Raw genomic sequence first — 21,951 nt, 5'->3', positions numbered from 1 at the left:
GGGCTCTCGGTAATCGAGCGGCGGCCATCAGGCGGCGGCGCGCAGGGAACGGGGAACAGCGACGCCTTGGGCATCGAACAGGTGGCAGTGCTCGGGGTCCAGGCGCAGGTGCAGTTGCTCGCCACAGCGGCTGGCCAGATCACCGCGGATGCGCAGGGTCAGGGCCTCGCCGCAGGTGCTGCGCACATGGCAGAAGGTGTCGCTGCCCAGGCGTTCGGCCACGTCGCTGGTGACTGGCAGGCTGCCGGGACCGGGCTCGCCCAGCTCCAGGTGTTCGGGGCGAATGCCCAGGGTTACCGGACTGCCGACCTTGAGCTGTGGATGGCTTTGGCTCAGGCGCAGGCGTGCCCCGGCCTGCAGTTGCACCTCGCACCCCTGGCCGTCCACCTGGCTGACGCTGCCCTTGAGAAAGCCCATCTTCGGTGTGCCGAGAAAACCTGCGACAAACAGGTTGGCCGGGTTGTGATACAGCTCCAGGGGCGAACCCACCTGTTCCACCCGGCCGCCGTTGAGCACCACCACCTTGTCCGCCAGGGTCATGGCTTCGACCTGATCGTGGGTGACGTAGATCATGGTGGCCTGCAGCTCCTGGTGCAGACGCGCCAGCTCCAGGCGCATCTGCACCCGCAGCGCGGCATCGAGGTTGGACAGGGGTTCGTCGAACAGGAAGATCTTCGGGTTGCGCACAATCGCCCGGCCGATGGCCACGCGCTGGCGCTGGCCGCCGGACAGTTGCTTGGGCTTGCGTTCGAGCATCGGCCCCAGTTCGAGAATGCGCGCCGCCTCGTCGACCTTCTGTTGCACCTGGGCCTTGTCGACCCCAGCCAGGTCCAGGGCGAAGGACATGTTCTTGCGCACGCTCATGTGCGGGTACAGGGCGTAGGTCTGGAACACCATGGCCAGGTCGCGCTTGGCCGGGCTGACTTGGGTGATGTCGCGCCCGTCCAGCTCGATGCTGCCGCTGCTGACTTCCTCCAGCCCGGCGATCAGCCGCAGCAGGGTGGACTTGCCGCAGCCGGAGGGGCCGACGAAGACCACGAATTCCTTGTCGTTCACTTCAAGGTCGATGCCCTTGATGATCTCGAAGCCTTCGAAGCCTTTTTGCAGGTTGCTGATTTTCAGGTGAGCCATGGGGTGTCTCCAACAATTCGAGGGTTACTTCACTGCGCCAAAGGACAGGCCGCGCACCAGTTGCTTCTGGCTGATCCAGCCGAAGATCAGGATCGGCGCGCAGGCCAGGGTCGAGACCGCCGAGAGCTTGGCCCAGAACAGCCCTTCGGGGCTGGAGTAGGAGGCGATCAGCGCGGTCAGCGGGGCGGCATTGGAGGAGGTCAGGTTCAGCGACCAGAAGGCTTCGTTCCAGCACAGGATCAGCGACAGCAGCGCGGTGGAGGCCAGGCCGCCCTTGGCGATGGGCATCAGCACCCGGAGCATTTCCTGGGCCAGGGTCGCGCCGTCCAGGCGCGCGGCTTCGAGAATGTCCCGGGGGATGTCCTTGAAGTAGGTGTAAACCATCCACACCACGATCGGCAGGTTGATCAGGGTGTAGATCACGATCAGCGCGATGCACGTGTCCAGCAGGCCGAAACTCTTGGCCAGCAGGTAGATGGGCATCAGCACCCCCACCGGCGGCAGCATCTTGGTGGAGAGCATCCACAGCAGGGTGCGCTTGGTGTTGCGGGTCTCGTAGAAGGCCATGGAGTAGGCCGCCGGCACCGCGATCAGCAGGCACAGGGCGGTGGCGCTGAAGGAGATCACCACCGAGTTCCAGGCGAAGGCCAGGTAGTTGCTGCGCTCGTTGATATGCAGGTAGTTCTCAAGCGTCGGCGTGAAGATGAACTGCGGCGGCGTGGCGAAGGCGTCGATTTCGCTCTTGAAGCTGGTCAGCACCATCCAGAAGATCGGGAAGAAGATCAGGATCGCGATGGCCCAGGCCAGGGTGCCCAGTAGCAGGCTTTGCAGGCGTCGGGATTGTTGCAGGGTCATGGCGGGCACCTCAGCTCTGGTCAGTCAGGTTCTTGCCGATCATCCGTACCAGGATGATCGCGGCGATGTTGGCGATGACCACGGCGATCAGGCCGCCGGCGGAAGCCATGCCCACGTCGAACTGCACCAGCGCCTGGTTGTAGATCAGGTAGGCCAGGTTGGTGGAGGCGTAGCCCGGGCCGCCGTTGGTGGTGGTGAAGATTTCGGCGAACACCGAGAGCAGGAAGATGGTCTCGATCATCACCACCACGGCGATGGGGCGCGCCAGGTGGGGCAGGGTCAGGTGCCAGAAGATCGCGATGGGGCCGGCACCGTCCAGGCGCGCGGCCTCTTTCTGTTCCTGGTCCAGGGACTGCATGGCGGTCATCAGGATCAGGATGGCGAACGGCAGCCACTGCCAGGAGACGATGATGATGATCGACAGCAGCGGGTAGTGGGCCAGCCAGTCCACTGGCTGGGCGCCGAACAGCTTCCACAGCGCCGCCAGAATCCCCGAGACCGGGTGGAAAATCAGGTTCTTCCAGATCAGCGCGCCCACCGTGGGCATGATGAAGAACGGCGAGATCAGCAGGACCCGGACAATGCCCCGGCCGAGGAATTCGCTGGCCTCCAGCAGGGCACTGATCAGCACTCCGAGCACCACGCTGATCAGCAGCACGCTGCCCACCAGCAACAGGGTGTTGGTGGCCCCGGGCACAAAGCCCGAGTCGCTGAGGAAGTAGCTGAAGTTCTCCAGGCCCACGAACTGGTTTTCACCGGGGTACAGCAGGTTGTAGCGGATCAGCGAGAAGTACAGGGTCATGCCCAGGGGCACGATCATCCACAGCAGCAACAACGCCACCGAGGGGCTGACCAGGAACCAGTCGGGGTTGGCCAGGCGACGCTTGCGGGGGGCCGCCTGCACTGGCAGATGGAGCTTGGCAGTCGAGGTATTCATGAGGATCACAACCAGTTGGGTATGAGGGGGCGCGACACTGCGCTGGCGTGGCCGGGTTGCGCGTAGGAGCTGGCTTGCCAGCGAAGGCGTCCTTGAACACTGCGCAAGACTCAAGGGCCTCTTCGCCGGCCAGCCGGCTCCTACCAGGCGTGCCGGGTTATTTCGGGTAGCCGGCGCGCTTCATTTCCCGCTCGGTGCTCTGCTGCGCGGCTGCCAGGGCCTGGTCCACGGTGGTCTGGCCGATCAGCGCCGCGGAAAACAGCTTGCCGACCTGGGTGCCGATGGCCTGGAACTCGGGAATGGTCACCAGCTGGATGCCGATGTAGGGCACCGGCTTGAGGGTTGGTTTGCTCGGGTCCACCGCCTTCAGCGATTCCAGGGTGATCCGGGCGAACGGCGCGGCGCTCATGTAGGCCTGGCTGTAGGTGGAGGCGCGGGTGCCCGGCGGCACATTGGCGATTCCGTCCTTCTCGGCCACCAGGGCTGCGTATTCCTTGGAGGTGGCCCAGGTGGTGAAGGTCTTCGCGGCGTCCTTGGCCTTGGAGCTGGCGGGGATCGCCAGGGACCAGGAGTACAGCCAGGCGCTGCCCTTGTCGGTGACCTGGTGTGGCGCATAGGTGAAGCCCACCTGCTGGGCGACCTTGCTCTGGCTCTGGTCGGTGACAAAGGAGCCGGCCACGCTGGCGTCGACCCAGATCGCGCACTTGCCGCTGTTGAACAGCGCCAGGTTTTCATTGAAACCGTTGCTGGAGGCCCCGGGAGGGCCGGACTTCTTCATGTTGTCGACGTAGAAGGTCAGGGCGTTCTTCCACTCCGGCCCGGTGAATTCGGGCTGCCATTGCTCATTGAACCAGCGCGCGCCGTAGCTGTTGGCCAGGGTGGTGATCAGGGCCATGTTCTCGCCCCAGCCGGCCTTGCCCCGCAAGCACAGGCCGTATTGCTCCTGCTCGGGCTTGTTGAGCCTGGCGGCGAATGCGCCGATCTGCTCCCAGGTCGGCCGCTCCGGCATGCTCAGGCCGGCCGCCTGGAACAGGTCGGTGCGGTAGTAGGTCATGGAGCTTTCGGCATAGAACGGCAGGGCGTAGAGGGTGCCCTTGACCGACAGCCCTTCACGGACCGAAGGGAAGACATCGTCCAGGTCATAGGCGGCGGGCAGGTCCTGCATCGGTTGCAGCCAGCCCTTGGCGCCCCAGAGTGCGGCTTCGTACATGCCGATGGTGAGCACGTCGAACTGGCCGCCCTGGGTGGCGATGTCGGTGGTCAGGCGCTGGCGCAGGACGTTTTCTTCCAGCACCACCCAGTTCAGCTGGATGTCCGGGTGCTGGCTCTCGAAGGTTTTCGACAGCCGTTGCATGCGGATCATGTCGCTGTTATTGACGGTGGCGATGGTCAGGGTCTGGGCGCCGAAGGTGACGCTGCTGAGGGTCATGCAGGTGCTGAGGAGCAGGGCTTGGGTGCAAGGTTTCATCGGTCACTCCTCTTCTGCGCCAGTGCTGACGACAGAAGGACGGTTATTGTTGTTATGTCTTCCGCCAGAGAGGAAGAATGTGGGCTGATTACAGCCCTCAAACGCGGCGCTGACAAATCATCCATGACACTGGAGTTGATACTTTTTTGCACTGCTTTGCTGGCGCTGCCAGGGCTCGGGTCTCGATTTGCAGGGCTTGCCCCGGGTTCAAGCCGCTACGGAGCCCGCGAATCCGTATCGGTTTCAAGGGGGGCGGGAGGCGACTCTTAGCCCAAAGCCCACTGGCATTTTTCCGATCACTGCCTAAGATGGCCGTCCTAAACCCCGATCCAGGAAACCCTTGGCCACGATGTCCGAAAAAGACACCATCTCCATGCAACTGGTGCGTGAGGCGCTGCTGCAAAGCTGCGCTCCGGGCGCGGCCACCGATGAAGTGCTGCACAAGGTCGGCATCGATCCGGCGGGCTTGCAGCAGGGCCGGGCACGGGTCCCGGCCAGTGCCTATGCGCGGCTCTGGCGCCTGCTGGCTCGGCGTCTGGATGACGAGTTCTTCGGTATGGACCCGCGCAAGCTGAAGTCCGGCAGCCTGGCCTTTCTCTGTCGCTCGGCCATGGCCCAGCCGACCCTGGCCATGGGGCTGGATTCGGTGCTGGGCTTTCTGTCGCTGATGTTCGAGCGCCTGCCGGCGCAACTGGTGCACCAGCAGAGCCTGGCGGAAATCGTCCTGCTGGAGGATGAACACGAGCCGCGGCGGGCCTTTACCTACTTCACTTACTGGATGATCGTCCACGGCGTGGCCTGCTGGCTGGCGGGTCGGCGGATTCCGATCCTGGCCATCGAACTGCGTTGCCCGCAGCCGGATTTCTGCGACGACTACCGGGTGATGTTCTCCGACAACCTGCGCTTTGACCGGCCGCGCACGCGGATGATCATCGCCGCCGACTGCCTGGACCTGCCCATCAAGCGCAGCGAGGCGGAACTCAAGCGCTTTCTGGCCCATGCCCCGGCCAATATCCTGGTGAAATACCGCGATCCCGAAAGCCTGGCCAGCCGCATCAAGCAGCAACTGCGGCAATTGCCGGGGGAGCAGTGGCCGGAGAGTGAAAGCCTGGCCCAGAGCCTGTGCATGTCCGCCTCGACCCTGCGCCGGCGCCTGGCGGAAGAGGGCCAGAGCTACCAGGCCCTCAAGGACAGCGTGCGCAAGGAACTGGCGATTGTCTGGCTGGCGGAGCCGCAACTGAGTTTCGCCGAGATAGCCGGGCGCCTGGGGTTTGCCGACACCAGCTCGTTCTACAAGGCGTTTCGCAAATGGTCCGGCTCCAACCCCGGGCACTATCGCAGCCTGATCCTCAACGACCCGGACCTCTCGTAGGAACCGGCTTGCCGACAAAGGGGCCGCTAGCCATGCGCCGCTCCGACAGATCCGGCCATCTCGCCGGGGCAGCGCGGGCGCTTGGCCAAACCGGTCACGCAACTTGATAGCTTTGACCATTGTTCCGCAAGGGCTCTGGCGCCAGTATTTCCCCGGTTTTCATGAGGTTCCCATCCTAATAAGAACAGCGAGGGATTCTGGCAATGCGCAATTACCTGTCCGCTATCAAAGAGTTCAACTATAAGCACACCGTCGACGCCGCCCTTGCAGGCTCGCTGTCGGCGCTCAATGCCTGTGTCGAATGCTGTGACCGGCATGCATTGCCCGGTCGTATCGCGCTGTTCTGGGAAGGCCGGGACGGCAGCAGCGCCACCTACACCTTCACTGAACTGCAGGACAAGGCCGCTCGCCTGGCCAATTTCCTCCTGGCCCAGGGGGTCGGCAAGGGCGACAAGGTCGCCGGACTGTTGCCGCGCAATGTCGAACTCTTGATCACGGTGCTTGCCACCTGGCGTATCGGCGCGGTGTACCAGCCGCTGTTCACTGCCTTTGGCCCCAAGGCCATCGAGCATCGCTTGAACAGTTCCCAGGCCAAGGTGGTGGTCACCGATGGGGTCAACCGACCCAAGCTCCTGGAGGTCGCCGATTGCCCCACTGTCGTCACAGTGGGAGGCGCCAAGGGCCAGGGCATCGTGCGCGGCGATTTCAGTTTCTGGGCCGAGCTGGAACAGTACCCGGCCCAGTGCGAACCGGTGCTGCTCAGTGGTGAAGACCCCTTCCTGCTGATGTTCACTTCCGGCACCACCGGCCCGTCCAAGGCCCTGGAAGTGCCGCTCAAGGCCATTGTCGCGTTCCAGGCCTACACCCGCGACGCTGTGGACCTGCGCCCGGAAGACGCCTTCTGGAACGTCGCCGACCCGGGCTGGGCCTATGGCATCTATTTCGGCGTCACCGGGCCCCTGGGCCTGGGCCACCCGATCACTTTCTACGACGGCCCCTTCACCCTGGAAAGCACCTGCCGGGTGATCAACAAGTACGGCATCACCAACCTCACCGGTTCGCCCACGGCCTACCGCCTGCTGATCGCCGGCGGCGACCAGTTCGCCCGGTCGATCAAGGGCCGCCTGCGCATCGTCAGCAGCGCCGGCGAGCCGCTGAACCCGGAAGTGATCCGTTGGTTCGCCGAGCAGCTGGATGTGGTGATCCACGACCACTACGGCCAGACCGAGCTGGGCATGGTGCTGTGCAACCACCACGGCCTGGACCACCCGGTGCATGTCGGCGCCGCCGGCTTTGCCTCGCCGGGCCACCGCATCGTGGTGCTGGACGAAGAGTACCGGGAGCTGGGTGTCGGTCAGCCGGGGATCCTGGCCATCGACCGCAGCCAGTCGCCGATGTGCTGGTTCGCCGGTTACGCCGGGGTGCCGACCAAGGCCTTTGTCGGCGATTACTACCTCAGCGGTGACACCGTCGAGCTGAACCAGGACGGCAGCATCAGCTTTGTCGGGCGCAGCGATGATGTGATCACCACCTCCGGCTATCGGGTGGGCCCTTTCGATGTGGAAAGCGCCCTGATCGAACACCCGGCGGTGGTGGAAGCGGCGGTGGTAGGCAAGCCCGATCCCGAACGCACCGAGCTGGTGAAAGCCTTTGTGGTGCTCAGCGAGCAGTACCGCGCCACCCCGGAGTTGGCCGAGGAGTTGCGCCAGCACGTGCGCAAGCGCCTGGCGGCCCATTCCTACCCCCGCGAAATCGAATTTGTCAGCGACTTGCCGAAAACCCCCAGCGGCAAATTGCAGCGCTTTATCTTGCGCAACCAGGAAATCGCCAAGGCTCAAGAGGCCGCGGCGTCAACAGCTACCGCATGAACAGGATTTGAATGATGGACATTGCAAACCAGGTGTTTCTCGTCAGTGGCGGTGCGTCGGGCCTCGGTGCCGCCAGCGCTGAAATGCTCGTCGCCGCCGGCGCAAAAGTGATGCTGGTGGACCTCAACGCCGAGGCCGTGGCGGCCAAGGCCCAGCAACTGGGCTGCCAGAGCGTGGTGGCGGACATCAGCCAGGAAGCGGCGGCCGAAGCGGCGGTGCAGGCCACGGTCAAGGCCTTTGGCAAGCTCAACGGGCTGGTCAACTGCGCCGGTATCGTGCGGGGCGAGAAAATCCTCGGCAAGAATGGCCCCCACGCTCTGGCCAGCTTCAGCCAGGTGATCAACGTCAACCTGATCGGCAGTTTCAACCTGTTGCGCCTGGCCGCGGCGGCCATCGCCGAAAGCACTGCCGACGCCGAGGGCGAGCGCGGGGTGATCATCAACACCGCCTCCATCGCCGCCTTCGACGGGCAGATCGGCCAGGCCGCCTATGCCGCCTCCAAGGGTGCCATTGCCAGCCTGACCCTGCCGGTGGCCCGTGAGCTGGCACGCTTCGGCATCCGGGTGATGACCATCGCCCCGGGGATCTTCGAAACCCCGATGATGGCCGGCATGAGCGACGAAGTACGGGCCGGGCTGGCCGCTGGCGTACCGTTTCCGCCGCGCCTGGGCAAACCCGCCGAGTACGCCGCGCTGGTGCGGCATATCATTGAAAACAGCATGCTCAACGGTGAGGTGATCCGTCTCGACGGTGCCTTGCGCATGGCCGCCAAGTAAGGAGGAATTCTCATGTCCATTGCCCACGATCCGATTGTCATTGTCAGCGCCGTCCGCACCCCCATGGGCGGTTTCCAGGGTGAACTCAAAGGCCTCAGCGCCCCGCAACTGGGGAGCGAGGCCATCCGCGCCGCGGTGCAGCGCGCCGGCATTGCGGCTGACGCAGTAGAAGAAGTGCTGTTCGGCTGCGTGCTGTCTGCCGGCCTCGGCCAGGCCCCGGCGCGCCAGGCCGCCCTGGGCGCGGGCCTGGACAAGGGCACCCGTTGCACCACCCTGAACAAGATGTGCGGTTCCGGCATGGAGGCCACCATCCTGGCCCACGACATGCTGCTGGCCGGCAGCGCCGAGGTGGTGATCGCCGGTGGCATGGAAAGCATGTCCAACGCCCCATACCTGCTGGACCGTGCCCGCAGCGGCTACCGCATGGGCCACGGCAAGGTCCTGGACCACATGTTCCTCGATGGCCTGGAAGACGCCTACGACAAGGGCCGCCTGATGGGCACCTTCGCCGAAGACTGCGCCGAGGCCAACGGTTTCACCCGTCAGGCCCAGGATGAGTTTGCCGTGGCTTCCCTGACCCGCGCCCAGCAGGCGATCAAGGACGGTCTGTTCAAGGACGAGATCGTTCCTCTGCAGGTGATGATCGGTAAAGAGTCGAAGCTGATCAGCGATGACGAGCAGCCGCCCAAGGCCAAGCTGGACAAGATCGCCACTCTGAAGCCGGCGTTCCGCGACGGTGGTACGGTGACCGCGGCCAACTCCAGTTCGATCTCCGACGGTGCCGCGGCCCTGGTGCTGATGCGTCGTTCCGTAGCCGAGCAACGGGGCCTCAAGCCCTTGGCGGTGATCCATGGCCACTCGGCCTTTGCCGACACCCCGGGGTTGTTCCCGGTGGCGCCGGTGGGTGCCATCGAGCGATTGATGAAAAAGACCGGCTGGTCCTTGCAGGACGTGGACCTGTTCGAGATCAACGAAGCCTTCGCTGTGGTCAGCCTGGTGACCATGAGCAAGCTGGAAATCCCCCACGCCAAGGTCAACGTCCACGGCGGCGCCTGCGCCCTGGGCCACCCCATCGGCGCTTCCGGCGCGCGGATTCTGGTGACCCTGCTGTCGGCCCTGCGCCAGAAGGGCCTCAAGCGTGGCGTGGCCGCGATCTGCATCGGCGGTGGTGAAGCCACGGCCATGGCCGTTGAATGCCTGTAACGAGGAATCCCGATGTTGCCCAATGACGAACAACTGCAGATCAGCGACGCCGCCCGGCAATTTGCCCAGGAACGCCTCAAGCCTTTCGCCGCCGAGTGGGATCGCGAGCACCGCTTTCCCAAGGAAGCCATCGCCGAAATGGCCGAGCTGGGCTTCTTCGGCATGCTGGTGCCTGAACAGTGGGGTGGCTGCGACACCGGCTACCTGGCCTATGCCATGGCCCTGGAAGAAATCGCCGCCGGTGACGGTGCCTGCTCCACCATCATGAGCGTGCACAACTCGGTGGGCTGCGTGCCGATCCTCAAGTTCGGCAATGACGAGCAGAAAGAGCGTTTCCTCAAGCCCCTGGCCAGCGGCGCCATGCTCGGCGCCTTTGCCCTGACCGAGCCCCAGGCCGGCTCCGATGCCAGCAGCCTGAAGACTCGGGCTCGTCGCGATGGCGATCACTATGTGCTCAACGGCTGCAAGCAGTTCATCACCTCGGGGCAGAACGCCGGGGTGGTGATCGTGTTCGCGGTCACCGACCCGGCGGCCGGCAAGCGCGGCATCAGCGCCTTTATCGTGCCCACCGATGCGCCGGGCTATAAGGTCGCGCGCATCGAGGACAAGCTCGGTCAGCACGCCAGCGACACCTGCCAGATCCTTTTCGAGGATGTGAAGGTGCCGCTGGCCAACCGCCTGGGGGAGGAGGGCGAGGGCTACAAGATCGCCCTGGCCAACCTTGAAGGCGGGCGCGTGGGCATTGCCTCGCAGTCGGTGGGCATGGCCCGGGCGGCGTTCGAAGCGGCGCGTGACTACGCCCGTGAGCGCGAGACCTTCGGCAAGCCGATCATCGAGCACCAGGCCGTGGCGTTCCGCCTGGCGGACATGGCCACCCAGATCGCCGTGGCGCGCCAAATGGTGCACTACGCTGCCGCCCTGCGCGACAGCGGCAAGCCGGCCCTGGTGGAAGCCTCGATGGCCAAGCTGTTCGCCTCGGAAATGGCCGAGAAGGTCTGTTCGGCGGCGTTGCAAACCCTGGGCGGTTATGGCTACTTGAGCGACTTCCCGCTGGAACGCATCTACCGCGACGTGCGCATCTGCCAGATCTACGAAGGCACCAGCGACATCCAGCGCATGGTCATTTCGCGCAATCTCTGACTTTTAGCAGGAGCTGATTCATGAGCTACGAAACCATTTTGTTGGACATCAAGGACCGTGTCGGTCTGATCACCCTCAACCGTCCCCAGGCGCTGAACGCCCTCAACGCGCAGATCGTCGGCGAGGTGAACCAGGCCCTGGACCGTCTGGAAGCCGACCCGCAGATCGGCTGCATCGTCATCACTGGCTCGAAGAAAGCCTTCGCCGCCGGTGCCGACATCAAGGAAATGGCCGAACTCACCTACCCGCAGATCTACCTCGACGACCTGTTCAGCGACAGCGACCGCGTGGCCAACCGGCGCAAGCCGATCATCGCCGCGGTCAACGGCTTCGCCCTGGGTGGCGGCTGCGAACTGGCCTTGATGTGCGACTTCATCCTGGCCGGTGACAACGCCAAGTTCGGCCAGCCGGAAATCAACCTCGGCGTGCTGCCGGGCATGGGCGGCACCCAGCGCCTGACCCGCGCCGTGGGCAAGGCCAAGGCCATGGAAATGTGCCTGACCGGACGCTTTATCGACGCCGTGGAAGCCGAGCGTTGCGGCATCGTGGCGCGCATCGTCCCAGCGGACGACCTGGTGGAAGAAGCCCTGAAAGTCGCCGCCCTGATTGCCGCAAAATCGATCCCGGTGAGCATGATGATCAAGGAAAGCGTGAATCGCGCCTTCGAAGTCAGCCTGTCCGAAGGTGTGCGCTTCGAACGCCGGGTGTTCCACGCGGCGTTCGCCACCCAGGACCAGAAAGAGGGCATGGCCGCCTTCATCGCCAAGCGTGATCCGCAGTTCAAGGATCAGTAACCGCACCGCCCCTGGCAGGACGCGGCGTCCATCCAGCGTCCCTGCAGCCTCAACCGCAGCGCCTAGGGTCTGTTCCCGTTTGGCCCAGCAACGCGGCTCGTCACCAAACGGGAACAGACCCTAGCTGCGGTTGATGGAGACTCCCCCCTCAACCAGCATCGCTGTCCCGCTGACGAAACTGGCGGCGTCCGACGCGAGGAACAGCGCCGCGCGGGCAATTTCCTCGGGACGGGCGAGGCGCTTGAGGGCATGCAGGTTTTCGACAAAAGCGCGTTTCTCAGGCGTGTCGGTGGCTGCTCGGCCCATGGGCGTGTCGGTGCCTCCGGGCAGTAGCGCGTTGGCGCGAATGCCATGGGGGCCTTCTTCAGCCGCGATGACCTGGGTCAAGCCGATCAGCGCGGCCTTGCTCGCGGCATACGCCGCCATGCCGGGAAAACCGACGTGGTGCCCGACAAAGCTGGAAGTGAAAATGATCGACCCTGCGCCCCGGCTGCGCAGAGCCGGCAACTGGTACTTGGCCCCAAGAAAGGCACTGGTCAAGTTGCAGTCGAGCACGGCCTGCCACTGGTCCAGGGTCAGCTCGGAGACGGACCGGGTTTCACCGGTCATTCCGGCGTTGTTGAACGCGATATCCAAGCCACCGAAACGCTCCAGCGCCAGCGCCACAAGGCGCTCGGCCAGTGCCTCGCTGCGAATGTCACCGGCAACCCCAAGTGCCTCGCCACCGGCTTGCTGGATCTGGGCCACCAACGCATCCAGGGCGTCGCCCCGACGGCCGGTCACTATCAGGCGCGCGCCCTCTTGGGCGAACAGCCGGGCGGCAGCCTGACCGATTCCCGACGTGGCCCCCGTGACAATCGCGACTTTGTCTTGCAGTTGTTTCATGATTGACCTCCTTTGCCTGAGCGTTGGGCCAACCCTAGGCCGCGGCGAACGGCGCGGAACTCCGGATCTTGCGTTGAATATCTTTTTCAACGCACCGCGCTGATCGCCGGCAAATCGATGTTTTTTGCCTCGGCGGCACCTGTGACAATCAGGCGCCCCGAGTCCGAGTGCCTTTCAGAGAACTCCTAGATTTATCGTCCTGGTCCTTTGTTAAGGTGCGGCGCCGGCTTTGTTTTACGCCGCATCAGTGCCATCAAGGAGGACTAGCACAATGAATGACGCCGTTCGGATGAGGACCATTTGCACCGGCCAGGCAATCACTATGCCAGGCGGTGGCGACGTCCACCTGATCGCGCCGCCGCCCAAGCCCTGCGTGACCATCGTGGTGCACGGTGTCAACGACCTGGCCGGTTGCTACGAGCGCATCGAGCGCGGCCTGTGCGAGGGGCTCAACGAGCGCCTGGACATGTCGCCGACCCTGCCCAATGGCGTGAGCAACCCGGGCTTTCTGCGTCCGGCCAGCTACAGCCTGCCCGAGGACGATGAGGGCAAGGCCCGCAACCCCGACGCGGTGTACTACCGGCGCAAGTTCGCCGCGGCGGCCAACGGCGCCGACACCCGCAGCGTGGTCATACCGTTCTATTGGGGCTTTCGCGAGGAAGAGCGGCACATCATCAAGGATGCGCCCCACGGCGAGTGGATGGATCGCAACAGAAACCGCCTGGACAAGGCGGGCACGCTGGAGGGGGGACATTTCGTCAATGCCACCACCAACCTGCCGGACATGTGGGGCAAGGGCTTCAACGGCAAGCTGTTTGGCTTCATTTCCCTGGATCTGTTTGCCGGCGAGCTGACTCACCCGTTGTTCTCCGCGCCTGGACGTCGCTACATGGTGCTGGCGGCGATGCGCCTGGCGATGCTGATCAGGATCATCCGCAAGCGCTACCCCAACGACACGGTGAATGTGGTGGGCCACAGCCAAGGCACGCTCATCACGTTATTGGCCCATGCCTTTCTCAATGAGGACAAGGTGCGGCCGGCCGACGGCGTGGTGATGATCAACTCGCCCTACAGCCTGCGCGAACCCAACATGGAGAAGCTTCAGGGCTTCGGCGCGCAGCAGACGGCCGAGGCCCGCCTGGCGACCCTTGACGCCATCCTCAAGTTCATGACCGCAGCGCCCAATCCGTATCCGGCCTTGTCGAGTATCGCCCTCAAGAACTGCCAGGGTTATGGCGCTATTGGCGGGCCTGGCTGGAGCGGTGGCAAAGCCTGCGAAACCACGATTGACGCCAAGCGCATTGCCTTCAACGAGCGCGATAACCGAGGCAGTGTCTACCTGTATTTCACCCCTCAGGACCAGACCGTTGGCCTGGCCAACGTCCAGGGGATCGGCTGGCAGGGCGTTGATGAGCAGCTGTATGGCAAGCCACTGCGCCGGACCTTGCCGCTGAGTTTTCACCAGCGAATCTTTACCCTGCGCAAGCGTGGTGGCGAAAAGGAACTGATCGGTCTGCGCACGCGGCCCCATGCCTACCCATTGCTGCTTCGGGGAGAGGACACCTGGGAAGATGCCGGTCTGCCATACAAGCAGCGGATGTCCGTGGCCCGCGCCTCCCTTGAGCAAGGGAAGTCGGTGATGCTGACCGCACCGTTATTGCCAGTGCCCGTTGAAACCAACTTTGACGCCGATGGCACGGTGGTCATGCCGGGAGCGGACTCCAACAGCGGTGTCTATCAGATCAAGGACAAACTGGCGCCCATCGACGCCGCCATTGCGATCAGCAATAAAGCCTGGACCCCCGAAAGCACCCAGCACAGCCGGCTGGAGGCGATCGACGAGGCCGTCGCCTTCAAGCACGGACGCGACATTGCCAGCGTTCAAAAGGCCCTCAACGAAGGCAAGGAGATATCTGAAACCACCCACGTGTTTGCCGCCCGAGCGACCGATGACGGCAAGGTGCTGGTGACGCGTTCGGAAACACCCTACGAGGCACGCATGCGCCTGCAAAGTGGCGGCAAGGACAAGGAGCACGAAGAGGCGCTGTCTTTCCACTCGGCCATTCCCAACAACCCTGAACACAGCCGGCGAGTGCTGGCGTATGACGTGGCGATAGGGGCGGGGGAGAGCGTGGATGATGTGACGTTTTATGCGTATTTGTGTCGGGTGGCGGATTGGCGATTGGATTGGGAGAGCACAGACGGAGGAGGGTATGAGGTAAAGAGTTTGGAGCAAGATCTGCCAGACGAGGCTGTGGAGAAGCTTTACTTTTTAGAAGAGGTCGAGTCTCGCAAGCTGATTGACTCCACAACTGCGTATCGCATGACTGGCGTACTGCCGACAAGTGTGAGGGATAAAATGCCTTCTCTGGTAGCCACCCAGTCTCTGGCGGGACGTAAAGCGGGAACTCCTGTCAGTTTTGGGGAAAACGTTTGATGTGCCGTTTGTTTACATACTGGTCTTTCTCCAGCCTATTACTGATCAGTCACTTGACTCAGGCCACTGAGTCTTCACTGACATCTATCTGTTGCTTTGCCAGTCCGGCCACGGCTGTGTCTGCTTATACCTCGTCCAGGAAGGCTTACTCCATGACCGTTGAACCCCATTACCGTGCACCCACCAGCTCGTCGCGATTGGAAACCCTAGATGTGCTCAGCCTCGGTGTGAGCTTGGATGTTTTTCGTCAAGGCCAACTTTGGCAGGTGTTGCAAGAGCAGAGTCTGAAACAGGCGGAGTCACTGCACGTAGGTAGCGTGCTGCCTACAGACCCGAAGAAGTACCCGGTAACTGCTAGTGATAAGGATATGGCTTGGGATAAGCGTAAGGCAGATGCGCTGGAAATGGGATTACGAGACTTTTTGGAGAAGTGGCCAATCCCGACTATCACCGTGGTAAGTGATTGGAGCCCTAAGACACCGAATTTACGTTTCACTCCTGAAAGAACTCAACATAGTCTGTCCGTCATGGTCGACAATATGCGAATCCCCGCAGGGTTACATTGGCACCGCATTCGTAATTTTCCTGATGGAATTGTCTGTAGAAATACCTCCGAGGAGTTGCTTGAGAAGCTTTTCCTAATATTCGAGCGTAATCCAGACTTACCGGCCATTCTGGTTTATAGCGCTGAAGGTCATAACATGAGCTTTGCGCTTGCAAGCAAGGACAAAAATACATGGCCGGTTGGCCAGGGAAATGGTCCTCGCTTACCAGGTGAACTCACCGATTCAATGGTCGCCCTGGTCGTCGGCCGCCCCGAACGTGTCGAATGGCTGCGCTATTACGCCCCCTTCACCAAGGTCAACAAGAACAAGATCGATCCCGAATTCACCGGTTGGGGCTGGCGTAAACCAGCGGTGGAGTTCCAACCTTCGGAGTTCATCCCGCAGCCCTGGACCGAGCGCGCTTTTGAACAATGGGACGCCTTGCCAGTGCTGGCCAGGATTCATCGCCCGGTCACGGTTTCCCTGCAGCACCCGGACAACGGCGAGCGCCTCAAGCGCGAAGCCTTGACCACGCAACTGGCCGCTGGCTGGAACAAAGCCACTGACGCCGTTACACCAGCACCGGCCCGGGTGTTCTACGACGGCGGCCTGAACAGCACGCCTCTGGCCGAGTTGCTGCCCGCGTTGACGGCTGCCCGCAGCTCGTTGGATTTGCTCGACTCCCGCGAGGGCTACGACCTGACTCAGCGTTTGGGTGATACCGGCGCCGCCTCGCCGTTCGTGGGTATCGCGCTGGCGACCATGGCCAGTTATCTGAATGCCGATACCAGCGTGGTCATGCCTTTGCGCCGTAAGGACCAAGCAACCCTTATCACCATCACCTCGCCGACACCCGGGCAAAAGCCCGTTGGCAACAAATTTGGCATCAACCTTATGCCCCAAACCGCCAGCAGTGATGACGGAGCCTCGGTAAACCCTGCGCCGGCTGCTCCTTCCGCATCGCGGATGCCGGTTGTGGAAGAGGATTACACGCTGGAAGAGTTTCTGGCTGAGCTGAGGCCCAAGGACAATTGGATGGATGATCTCTAGCGCTGGCTGATCAAGCTGCGCTGAAGACTTGAGTCAAAGGGAGAGGGCTGTTTCGATGCACCGCATAGTGTTGTTGATGGGCTGCCTGTTGTTACTCAGTCACTGGGTTCAAGCCGCTGAACAGCCCCTGAGCTCTGGACGTTGCTTTGCCAGTTCGGCCACGCCCGTGGCGGCTTATACCTCAGCCAGGAAGGCTTCCACCATGACCGTTGAACCTCGATTGTTGTAGAAAGCCGCTTGCGAAGGGGCAGGCTTGTGTAGGCGCTGGCTTGCCAGCGAAGGCGTCCAGCAGGGCGCCGCCAAACTCAAAGGCCTCTTCGCCGGCAAGCCGGCTCCGGGGGAGCAGCCACAAAAAAATCGCAGCCTGGGCTGCGATTTTTTTGTGGGCGGCGTTAGCGCCTAGAGTTGATAGTGCTTGAGCTCGCGGGCAATCAGCAGGCGCTGGATCTCGCTGGAACCTTCGTAGATCTGGGTGATCCGCGCATCGCGGTAGTAGCGCTCCACCGGATAGTCCTCCAGATACCCGTAGCCGCCATGGATCTGCATCGCCGAGGAGCAGACCTTCTCGGCCATTTCCGAGGCGAACAGCTTGGCCTGGGAGGCTTCGGACAGGCACGGCTGGCCGGCGCTGCGCAGGCGCGCGGCGTGCAGGATCAGCAGGCGTGCGGCATTCAGGCGGGTGTGCATGTCGGCCAGCAGGTTGGCGATGCTCTGGTGCTCGATGATCGGTTTGTCGAACTGCACCCGTTCCCGGGCGTAGGCCAGGGCCGCTTCAAACGCGGCGCGGGCGATGCCCAGGGCCTGGGCGGCGATGCCGATGCGACCGCCTTCGAGGTTGGACAGGGCAATGGCCAGGCCCTTGCCCCGTTCGCCCAGCAGGTTGGCTTCGGGGATGGTGCACTGGTTGAGGGTCACGGCGCAGGTGTCGGAGGCGCGAATACCCATCTTGTGTTCGGTGCGGTCGACGATGAACCCCGGGGTGTCGGTGGGCACCAGGAACGCCGAGAGACCTTTCTTGCCCAGTTCCGGGTCGGTCACTGCAAAGACGATGGCCAGTTGGGCGCGCTTGCCGTTGCTGACGAACTGCTTGGCGCCGTTGATCACCCACTGGCCGTCGCGCAGCTCGGCGCGAGTGCGCAGGTTGTGGGCTTCGGAACCGGCCTGGGGCTCGGTCAGGCAGAAGCAGCCGATGGCTTCTCCGCTGGCCAATCGCGGCAGCCACGCGTGCTTCTGTTCCTCGCTGCCGTAGTTGAGGATCGGCCCGCAGCCCACCGAGTTGTGGATGCTCATCAGCGCGCCGGTAGCACCGTCGCCGGCGGAGATTTCCTCCACCGCCAGGGCATAGGCCACGTAGTCCAGGTAGCTGCCGCCCCATTCTTCGGGAACCACCATGCCCAACAGGCCCAGTTCGCCCATCTTGCGCACCAGGGCGTCGTCGATCCAGCCGGCCTTTTCCCAGGCCTGGGCATGGGGCGCGATCTCGCCCCGGGCAAAATCCCGGGCCATGTCGCGGATCATCACTTGTTCTTCGGTCAATTCGATGTCGTGCATGAGTTCAGCTCCCGCTGCCGTCGAAACCGCTGAAGAAACTCGCTACCCGTTCAGCCTCAAGGGCTGCCAGGGTCGGCGGATTCCAGAGGGGGGTCTTGTCTTTGTCGATGATCAGGGCGCGTACGCCTTCCATCAGGTCACCCCGCTCGAACCATTGACGGTCCAGGTGCAGCTCCAGGGCGAAGCACTGTTCCAGGCTCAAGTGGCGGCCGTGGCGCAGCATCTGCAAGGTCACGGCCATGGCCAGGGGCGAGCGGATTTCCAGCAAGTCGGCGGTGGTCTTGGCCCACTCGTGGCTATCGGCAATCGTCACGCTGCGCAATTGCTCGACGATGCTGGCCATGTCCGGCAGGGCGAAGAAGTGGTCGATGGCCGGGCGCAAGGCTTGCAGTGGCGCATCAGGCAAGGTCTGTACCGCCAGCTTGGCCAGCAGGCCCTGCAGGTCCTTGAGTGGAGAGTCGCTCCAGTGCAGGCGATCCAGGCGCTGGTCCAGCAGGCTCAGCTTGTCGCTTTCCAGGTGCCAGTCCGCGAGGCCGCAGTACAGGGCATCGGCGGCGCGGATCTGCACGCCGCTGACCCCAAGGTAGATGCCCAGTTCGCCGGGAATCCGTGAGAGGAAGTAGCTGCCGCCCACATCCGGGAAGTAACCGATGGCCACTTCCGGCATCGCCAGGCGGCTGCGCTCGGTGACCACTCGCAGGTCGGCGCCTTGCACCAGGCCCATGCCGCCGCCGAGGACAAAGCCGTCCATCAGGGCCAGCACTGGCTTGCGGTAATGGTGGATGGTCAGGTCCAGGGCGTACTCCTCGACGAAGAAATCCTCGTGCAGGGTATCGCCGCTCTGGTAGCTGTCGTACAGCGAGCGGATGTCGCCGCCGGCGCAGAAAGCCTTTTCACCGGCGCCGCGCAGCACCACCGCGTGAATCAGCGGGTCCTGGGCCCAGGTGTCCAGTTGTTGCTGCAAGGTACGCACCATCGACAGGGTGATGGCATTGAGACCGGCGGGGCGGTTGAGGGTCAGGTGACCGATGTGGTTGCGCACCTCGACCAGTACTTCGCCGGGGGTGGCGTCGAGGTCCTGTGTCGCCTGGGATGAAACCTGAGCAGTCATCACTAACTCCCTGCTTTTATTGTTTTTTATATGAGGCTCGCGCGCGAGCATCGACGGATCGTAACAGTGCAATTTTGCCCAGTACAACCCCGAAAACTGCAGGTTGACTGTGCATTTTTGCATGTTGAAAAAGCCGCCCTCAATCTTGCGCCAGCGCTCTGGCCCGCAGCGCCCGTACCGATCCGGCGAATGTCCGCGGCCTAAGGGCACGACGGCGCGAGCGCCGCTACAATGGCGCTCGAATTTTTTTGCCGGCGAGGCACCATGGACATCGATCTGGCCCGCACCTTCCTGGAAATCGTCCGCAGCGGCAGCCTGATCGCCGCCGCCGAACGCCTGCACCTGACCCAGACCGCCATCAGCGCCCGGGTGCAGAACCTGGAAGGCCAGCTCAACTGCAAACTGCTGGTACGCAACCGCGCCGGCGCCCGACCCACCGCCGATGGCGAGGCCTTTATCGCCTATGCCAATCAGCTGGTGCAGACCTGGGAGGCCGCCCAGCGTGACCTGCCGTTGCTGGCGGGCTATCGCAATGTGCTGCACATCGGCGGTGAGTTGAGCCTGTGCAATCCGCTGATGCTCAATTGGGTACGAGGCCTGCGCCAGGCACTGCCCAACCATGCGGTACGCACCCAGATTGCCGAAGGCGCGAGCCTGCAACGGCAACTGGAGTTGGGCGTACTGGACGCGGCGCTGGTGTTCCAGCCGCTGTATTGCGCGGGATTGCAGGTCGAGCAATTGCTGGAGGAGAAATTGATCCAGGTGCGCCTGGCGGGGCGTCCCGAGCCTTATGTGTACATCGACTGGGGCGATGATTTTCGCCGTCAGCACGACGCCGCATTGCCGGAACAGGCCAAGGCCGCGGTGGGCTTCAACCTTGGGCCCCTGGCGCTGCAGTTCATCCTCGACGCCGGTGGCAGTGGCTATTTCCGCACCCGGGTGGTGCAGAGCTACCTGGACAGCGGTGTGCTGGAACGAGTGGAGAGGGCCCCGGAGTTCAGTTTTCCCACTTACCTGCTGTATGCCCGGGAGCGCGACTCGGTGCAGCTGCAGCAGGCTTTTGCGGTATTGCGCGAGGTGATCGAACAAGACCACGACTGGTCCCAGCGCTGGTCGCCGATGGTTTGAACCAACTGACTTGAGCCTGGCATCGCACTTGAGCGCGCCTGCGCTGGCCAGCCAGTGGCTGCGCCTGGCGCGCTCAAGTGCGATGCCCTTGCAGGAACCGGCTTGCCAGCGAACAGGCCCTTGAAGCGTGCGCCGCTTCTGAAGCTGTCTTGGCTGGCAAGTCAGCACCAGCCAGGGCGAAGGTTAGGGCGCTATCAGGGCCGCGAGGACAGGACCTGGCCAATGCTGCGCCGGCGGGCGTGGGCTTCGCTGGCGTGGATCAGTTGCTCAAGGTCTTCAGGGGTGACGTCGAAGAATTCTTCCATCTCGGCCAGGGCCTGCTTGAGGTCTTCGGCGGTGATCGCCAGGCTGTCGGCGGGGGCCGCCGAGGGCAGCAGCATTGGTGTATCGCTCGGGCCCTTGGGGTAACGAATCCGCGTCAGGTTGTTGTAGGCCAGGGCACTGGCCAACAGGCTGGCCGCCGCGAGCATCACCGGACCCAGTTCCCGCCACTCCAAAGCCACGCTGGCCGGGTCTGCCAGCACCAGGGTCAGGGCCAGGGCGCCGGCCGGGGGATGCAGGCAACGCAACCAGCACATCAGCACCAGGGCCATGCCCGCCGCGAGGCAGGCGCTGCCCAGGGTCCGCCCCAGGACATGAGCCACCAGCAAGGCCACGACCCCGGCGCACAGGTAGCCGCCGAGGATCGACCAGGGCTGGGCCAGGGCCCCGGAAGACACGGCAAACAGCAACACCGCCGAGGCCCCCAGCGGACCGATCAGGTGCAGCGCCACCGGCATGCCGAACACCTGGGCGCAGAGCCAGACACTGAACAGGGTGCCCAGGGCCATGCCGATGGCGGCGCGGCTCCATTCCAGGGGGCGGGTATTGATGGCGGCGGGTTTCCAGCGGGCAAACATCGGCAAGAACGGTCCAGGGCTGAACGACGGGCAAAAAGAAGGGCTTGCCTGGATCACCAGAAAGCCCTTGAACGTTCCAACATTTGGGGGAGGAACGGGCACAGTGTGCCGAGCATTGGTGCAGCTGACAAATTCATAATAATGCCGTTTAAGTGCATTTATTTTGCTGTATGACGCACCGGCTTGCCGGCGAAGGGAGCTAAGAGGGCTTGGAGTTGGGGGCGGGTCTTGAGGGCGCTTTCGCTGGCAAGCCAGCGCCATAGCCAGCTGTGGCAGTGCGTTTTTTACAAGGTCAGGCGCATGGCGCAGCGGCGTGATTCGGGCAGGCCGTGCTGTGTTTCGTCGGCCAGGACCTGGCGCAGGCGCGGGCTCAGTTGTGCAGGTTGCAGAGTGACAAAGCCCTGGCGCTGGTAGAAAGGTTCGTTCCACGCCAGTTCACGGAAGGTGCTGAGGGTCAGTGCCGTGAGCTGCTGTTCCAGGGCGAACTCGCGCGCCGCCTGCAACAGGCGCTTGCCAATGCCTTGGCCCTGGTGGCCAGTGGCAACGGAAATTTCCCACACATGCAGTTCCTGGTCGCAGACCTGGGCAGTGAGAAAGGCGCAGCGGGTGCCGTCCTTTGTCAGCGCAACCCAGACCGGGTGCTGTTGGATGTTTTCTCTATGGCTCTGGGCATCGGCCACCTCGGCGTCGGCCAGCCAGGCCAGTTGCGGATCACTGCGAAACAGTGCCGCAGCCGAGGTTTCAATGGCGGGGAGGAAGGCCGCGTCAGCCACCCGCGCCCGGCGGATCTGGATAGTCATG

General features: G+C 63.4%; 18 protein-coding genes and 1 pseudogene. 10 read left to right on the top strand and 9 right to left on the bottom strand.

Annotated features, from left to right (window positions below; translation table 11 throughout):
• Positions 1–27: 27 nt before the first annotated feature.
• The 4 genes from DWF74_RS01005 to DWF74_RS00990 all read right to left on the bottom strand — a co-directional run bounded on the left by DWF74_RS01005 (position 28) and on the right by DWF74_RS00990 (position 4,352).
• On the bottom strand, positions 28–1,131 hold the full coding sequence (locus DWF74_RS01005) for an ABC transporter ATP-binding protein (protein ID WP_115580078.1): 1,104 nt from the start codon (positions 1,129–1,131) through the stop codon (positions 28–30).
• Positions 1,132–1,155: 24 nt separating this feature from the next.
• A complete protein-coding gene (locus DWF74_RS01000; RefSeq protein WP_115580077.1) occupies positions 1,156–1,986 on the bottom strand; it encodes a carbohydrate ABC transporter permease in 831 nt (276 codons plus the stop codon).
• 10 nt (positions 1,987–1,996) lie between these two features.
• Entirely contained in the window at positions 1,997–2,923 is a 927-nt protein-coding gene (locus tag DWF74_RS00995) for a carbohydrate ABC transporter permease (RefSeq protein WP_115580076.1), read from the bottom strand.
• A gap of 157 nt (positions 2,924–3,080) precedes the next feature.
• Positions 3,081–4,352, bottom strand: coding sequence for an ABC transporter substrate-binding protein (locus DWF74_RS00990; protein WP_240322088.1), 1,272 nt, complete (start codon positions 4,350–4,352; stop codon positions 3,081–3,083).
• A gap of 388 nt (positions 4,353–4,740) precedes the next feature.
• Here DWF74_RS00990 and DWF74_RS00985 point away from each other — a divergent pair, with 388 nt between their 5' ends.
• The 6 genes from DWF74_RS00985 to DWF74_RS00960 all read left to right on the top strand — a co-directional run bounded on the left by DWF74_RS00985 (position 4,741) and on the right by DWF74_RS00960 (position 11,544).
• Positions 4,741–5,763 carry an AraC family transcriptional regulator gene (locus tag DWF74_RS00985; protein ID WP_102863555.1) on the top strand — a complete coding sequence of 341 codons (1,023 nt, stop codon included), beginning with the start codon at positions 4,741–4,743 and terminating at the stop codon, positions 5,761–5,763.
• Positions 5,764–5,966: 203 nt separating this feature from the next.
• Positions 5,967–7,631: an AMP-binding protein gene (locus tag DWF74_RS00980; protein WP_115580074.1), complete on the top strand. Its 1,665-nt coding sequence runs from the start codon at positions 5,967–5,969 to the stop codon at positions 7,629–7,631.
• Positions 7,632–7,645: 14 nt separating this feature from the next.
• Entirely contained in the window at positions 7,646–8,407 is a 762-nt protein-coding gene (locus DWF74_RS00975; protein WP_110595733.1) for an SDR family NAD(P)-dependent oxidoreductase, read from the top strand.
• Between the two features lie 12 nt (positions 8,408–8,419).
• The gene (locus DWF74_RS00970; protein WP_102863558.1) at positions 8,420–9,610 is read left to right on the top strand and encodes an acetyl-CoA C-acyltransferase; all 1,191 of its coding nucleotides are present in this window, start codon (positions 8,420–8,422) and stop codon (positions 9,608–9,610) included.
• 12 nt (positions 9,611–9,622) lie between these two features.
• Complete coding sequence (locus DWF74_RS00965; RefSeq protein ID WP_102863559.1) at positions 9,623–10,750, top strand: acyl-CoA dehydrogenase; 1,128 nt, start codon at positions 9,623–9,625, stop codon at positions 10,748–10,750.
• A gap of 20 nt (positions 10,751–10,770) precedes the next feature.
• On the top strand, positions 10,771–11,544 hold the full coding sequence (locus DWF74_RS00960; protein ID WP_102863560.1) for an enoyl-CoA hydratase: 774 nt from the start codon (positions 10,771–10,773) through the stop codon (positions 11,542–11,544).
• 120 nt (positions 11,545–11,664) lie between these two features.
• Here the strand turns inward: DWF74_RS00960 and DWF74_RS00955 are convergent, their stop codons facing one another.
• Positions 11,665–12,429: an SDR family oxidoreductase gene (locus DWF74_RS00955; RefSeq protein ID WP_016964234.1), complete on the bottom strand. Its 765-nt coding sequence runs from the start codon at positions 12,427–12,429 to the stop codon at positions 11,665–11,667.
• A 271-nt stretch (positions 12,430–12,700) separates the two neighbouring features.
• Between DWF74_RS00955 and DWF74_RS00950 the strand changes: the two genes are divergently transcribed.
• The 3 genes and pseudogenes from DWF74_RS00950 to DWF74_RS30850 form a co-directional block, all read left to right on the top strand.
• Positions 12,701–14,866, top strand: coding sequence for a T6SS effector phospholipase Tle3 domain-containing protein (locus DWF74_RS00950; RefSeq protein ID WP_115580073.1), 2,166 nt, complete (start codon positions 12,701–12,703; stop codon positions 14,864–14,866).
• A complete protein-coding gene (locus DWF74_RS00945; RefSeq protein ID WP_346330277.1) occupies positions 14,866–16,461 on the top strand; it encodes a type VI lipase adapter Tla3 domain-containing protein in 1,596 nt (531 codons plus the stop codon). Before DWF74_RS00950 ends, DWF74_RS00945 begins: the two co-directional genes overlap by 1 nt.
• Positions 16,462–16,516: 55 nt before the next feature.
• Positions 16,517–16,681 (top strand): annotated as a pseudogene (locus DWF74_RS30850) (type VI lipase adapter Tla3 domain-containing protein); the annotation flags it as partial.
• Between the two features lie 179 nt (positions 16,682–16,860).
• Here DWF74_RS30850 and DWF74_RS00940 read toward each other — a convergent pair.
• Together DWF74_RS00940 and DWF74_RS00935 are read right to left on the bottom strand one after the other, a co-directional pair.
• On the bottom strand, positions 16,861–18,012 hold the full coding sequence (locus DWF74_RS00940) for an acyl-CoA dehydrogenase family protein (RefSeq protein WP_110595727.1): 1,152 nt from the start codon (positions 18,010–18,012) through the stop codon (positions 16,861–16,863).
• Positions 18,013–18,016: 4 nt separating this feature from the next.
• A complete protein-coding gene (locus tag DWF74_RS00935) occupies positions 18,017–19,123 on the bottom strand; it encodes an enoyl-CoA hydratase/isomerase family protein (RefSeq protein WP_102864979.1) in 1,107 nt (368 codons plus the stop codon).
• A 264-nt stretch (positions 19,124–19,387) separates the two neighbouring features.
• Between DWF74_RS00935 and DWF74_RS00930 the strand changes: the two genes are divergently transcribed.
• Positions 19,388–20,251: a LysR family transcriptional regulator gene (locus DWF74_RS00930; RefSeq protein WP_102864980.1), complete on the top strand. Its 864-nt coding sequence runs from the start codon at positions 19,388–19,390 to the stop codon at positions 20,249–20,251.
• A gap of 194 nt (positions 20,252–20,445) precedes the next feature.
• On the opposite strand, the gene DWF74_RS00925 is transcribed toward DWF74_RS00930, so the two are convergent.
• A complete protein-coding gene (locus DWF74_RS00925) occupies positions 20,446–21,150 on the bottom strand; it encodes an HPP family protein (protein WP_102864981.1) in 705 nt (234 codons plus the stop codon).
• A gap of 284 nt (positions 21,151–21,434) precedes the next feature.
• Positions 21,435–21,950 (bottom strand): GNAT family N-acetyltransferase, encoded by a 516-nt coding sequence (locus DWF74_RS00920; protein ID WP_115580071.1) that lies wholly within the window; start codon positions 21,948–21,950, stop codon positions 21,435–21,437.
• Position 21,951: the final 1 nt, after the last annotated feature.

The organism is Pseudomonas protegens, assembly GCF_003363755.1.
GTDB lineage: Bacteria > Pseudomonadota > Gammaproteobacteria > Pseudomonadales > Pseudomonadaceae > Aquipseudomonas > Aquipseudomonas danubii.
This window is presented reverse-complemented; position numbering and strand designations above follow the sequence as displayed.

Excerpts from the sequence above, each read along its gene's own strand:
- DWF74_RS00945 (WP_346330277.1), top strand. The coding sequence starts at position 14,866 with ATGTGCCGTTTGTTTACATACTGGTCTTTCTCCAGCCTATTACTGATC.
- DWF74_RS00975 (WP_110595733.1), top strand. The coding sequence starts at position 7,646 with ATGGACATTGCAAACCAGGTGTTTCTCGTCAGTGGCGGTGCGTCGGGC.
- DWF74_RS00940 (WP_110595727.1), bottom strand. The coding sequence starts at position 18,012 with ATGCACGACATCGAATTGACCGAAGAACAAGTGATGATCCGCGACATG.
- DWF74_RS00950 (WP_115580073.1), top strand. The coding sequence starts at position 12,701 with ATGAATGACGCCGTTCGGATGAGGACCATTTGCACCGGCCAGGCAATC.
- DWF74_RS00980 (WP_115580074.1), top strand. The coding sequence starts at position 5,967 with ATGCGCAATTACCTGTCCGCTATCAAAGAGTTCAACTATAAGCACACC.
- DWF74_RS01000 (WP_115580077.1), bottom strand. The coding sequence starts at position 1,986 with ATGACCCTGCAACAATCCCGACGCCTGCAAAGCCTGCTACTGGGCACC.
- DWF74_RS00935 (WP_102864979.1), bottom strand. The coding sequence starts at position 19,123 with ATGACTGCTCAGGTTTCATCCCAGGCGACACAGGACCTCGACGCCACC.
- DWF74_RS00985 (WP_102863555.1), top strand. The coding sequence starts at position 4,741 with ATGTCCGAAAAAGACACCATCTCCATGCAACTGGTGCGTGAGGCGCTG.
- DWF74_RS00990 (WP_240322088.1), bottom strand. The coding sequence starts at position 4,352 with ATGACCCTCAGCAGCGTCACCTTCGGCGCCCAGACCCTGACCATCGCC.
- DWF74_RS00995 (WP_115580076.1), bottom strand. The coding sequence starts at position 2,923 with ATGAATACCTCGACTGCCAAGCTCCATCTGCCAGTGCAGGCGGCCCCC.
- DWF74_RS00960 (WP_102863560.1), top strand. The coding sequence starts at position 10,771 with ATGAGCTACGAAACCATTTTGTTGGACATCAAGGACCGTGTCGGTCTG.
- DWF74_RS00925 (WP_102864981.1), bottom strand. The coding sequence starts at position 21,150 with ATGTTTGCCCGCTGGAAACCCGCCGCCATCAATACCCGCCCCCTGGAA.
- DWF74_RS00970 (WP_102863558.1), top strand. The coding sequence starts at position 8,420 with ATGTCCATTGCCCACGATCCGATTGTCATTGTCAGCGCCGTCCGCACC.
- DWF74_RS00965 (WP_102863559.1), top strand. The coding sequence starts at position 9,623 with ATGTTGCCCAATGACGAACAACTGCAGATCAGCGACGCCGCCCGGCAA.
- DWF74_RS00920 (WP_115580071.1), bottom strand. The coding sequence starts at position 21,950 with ATGACTATCCAGATCCGCCGGGCGCGGGTGGCTGACGCGGCCTTCCTC.
- DWF74_RS00930 (WP_102864980.1), top strand. The coding sequence starts at position 19,388 with ATGGACATCGATCTGGCCCGCACCTTCCTGGAAATCGTCCGCAGCGGC.
- DWF74_RS00955 (WP_016964234.1), bottom strand. The coding sequence starts at position 12,429 with ATGAAACAACTGCAAGACAAAGTCGCGATTGTCACGGGGGCCACGTCG.
- DWF74_RS01005 (WP_115580078.1), bottom strand. The coding sequence starts at position 1,131 with ATGGCTCACCTGAAAATCAGCAACCTGCAAAAAGGCTTCGAAGGCTTC.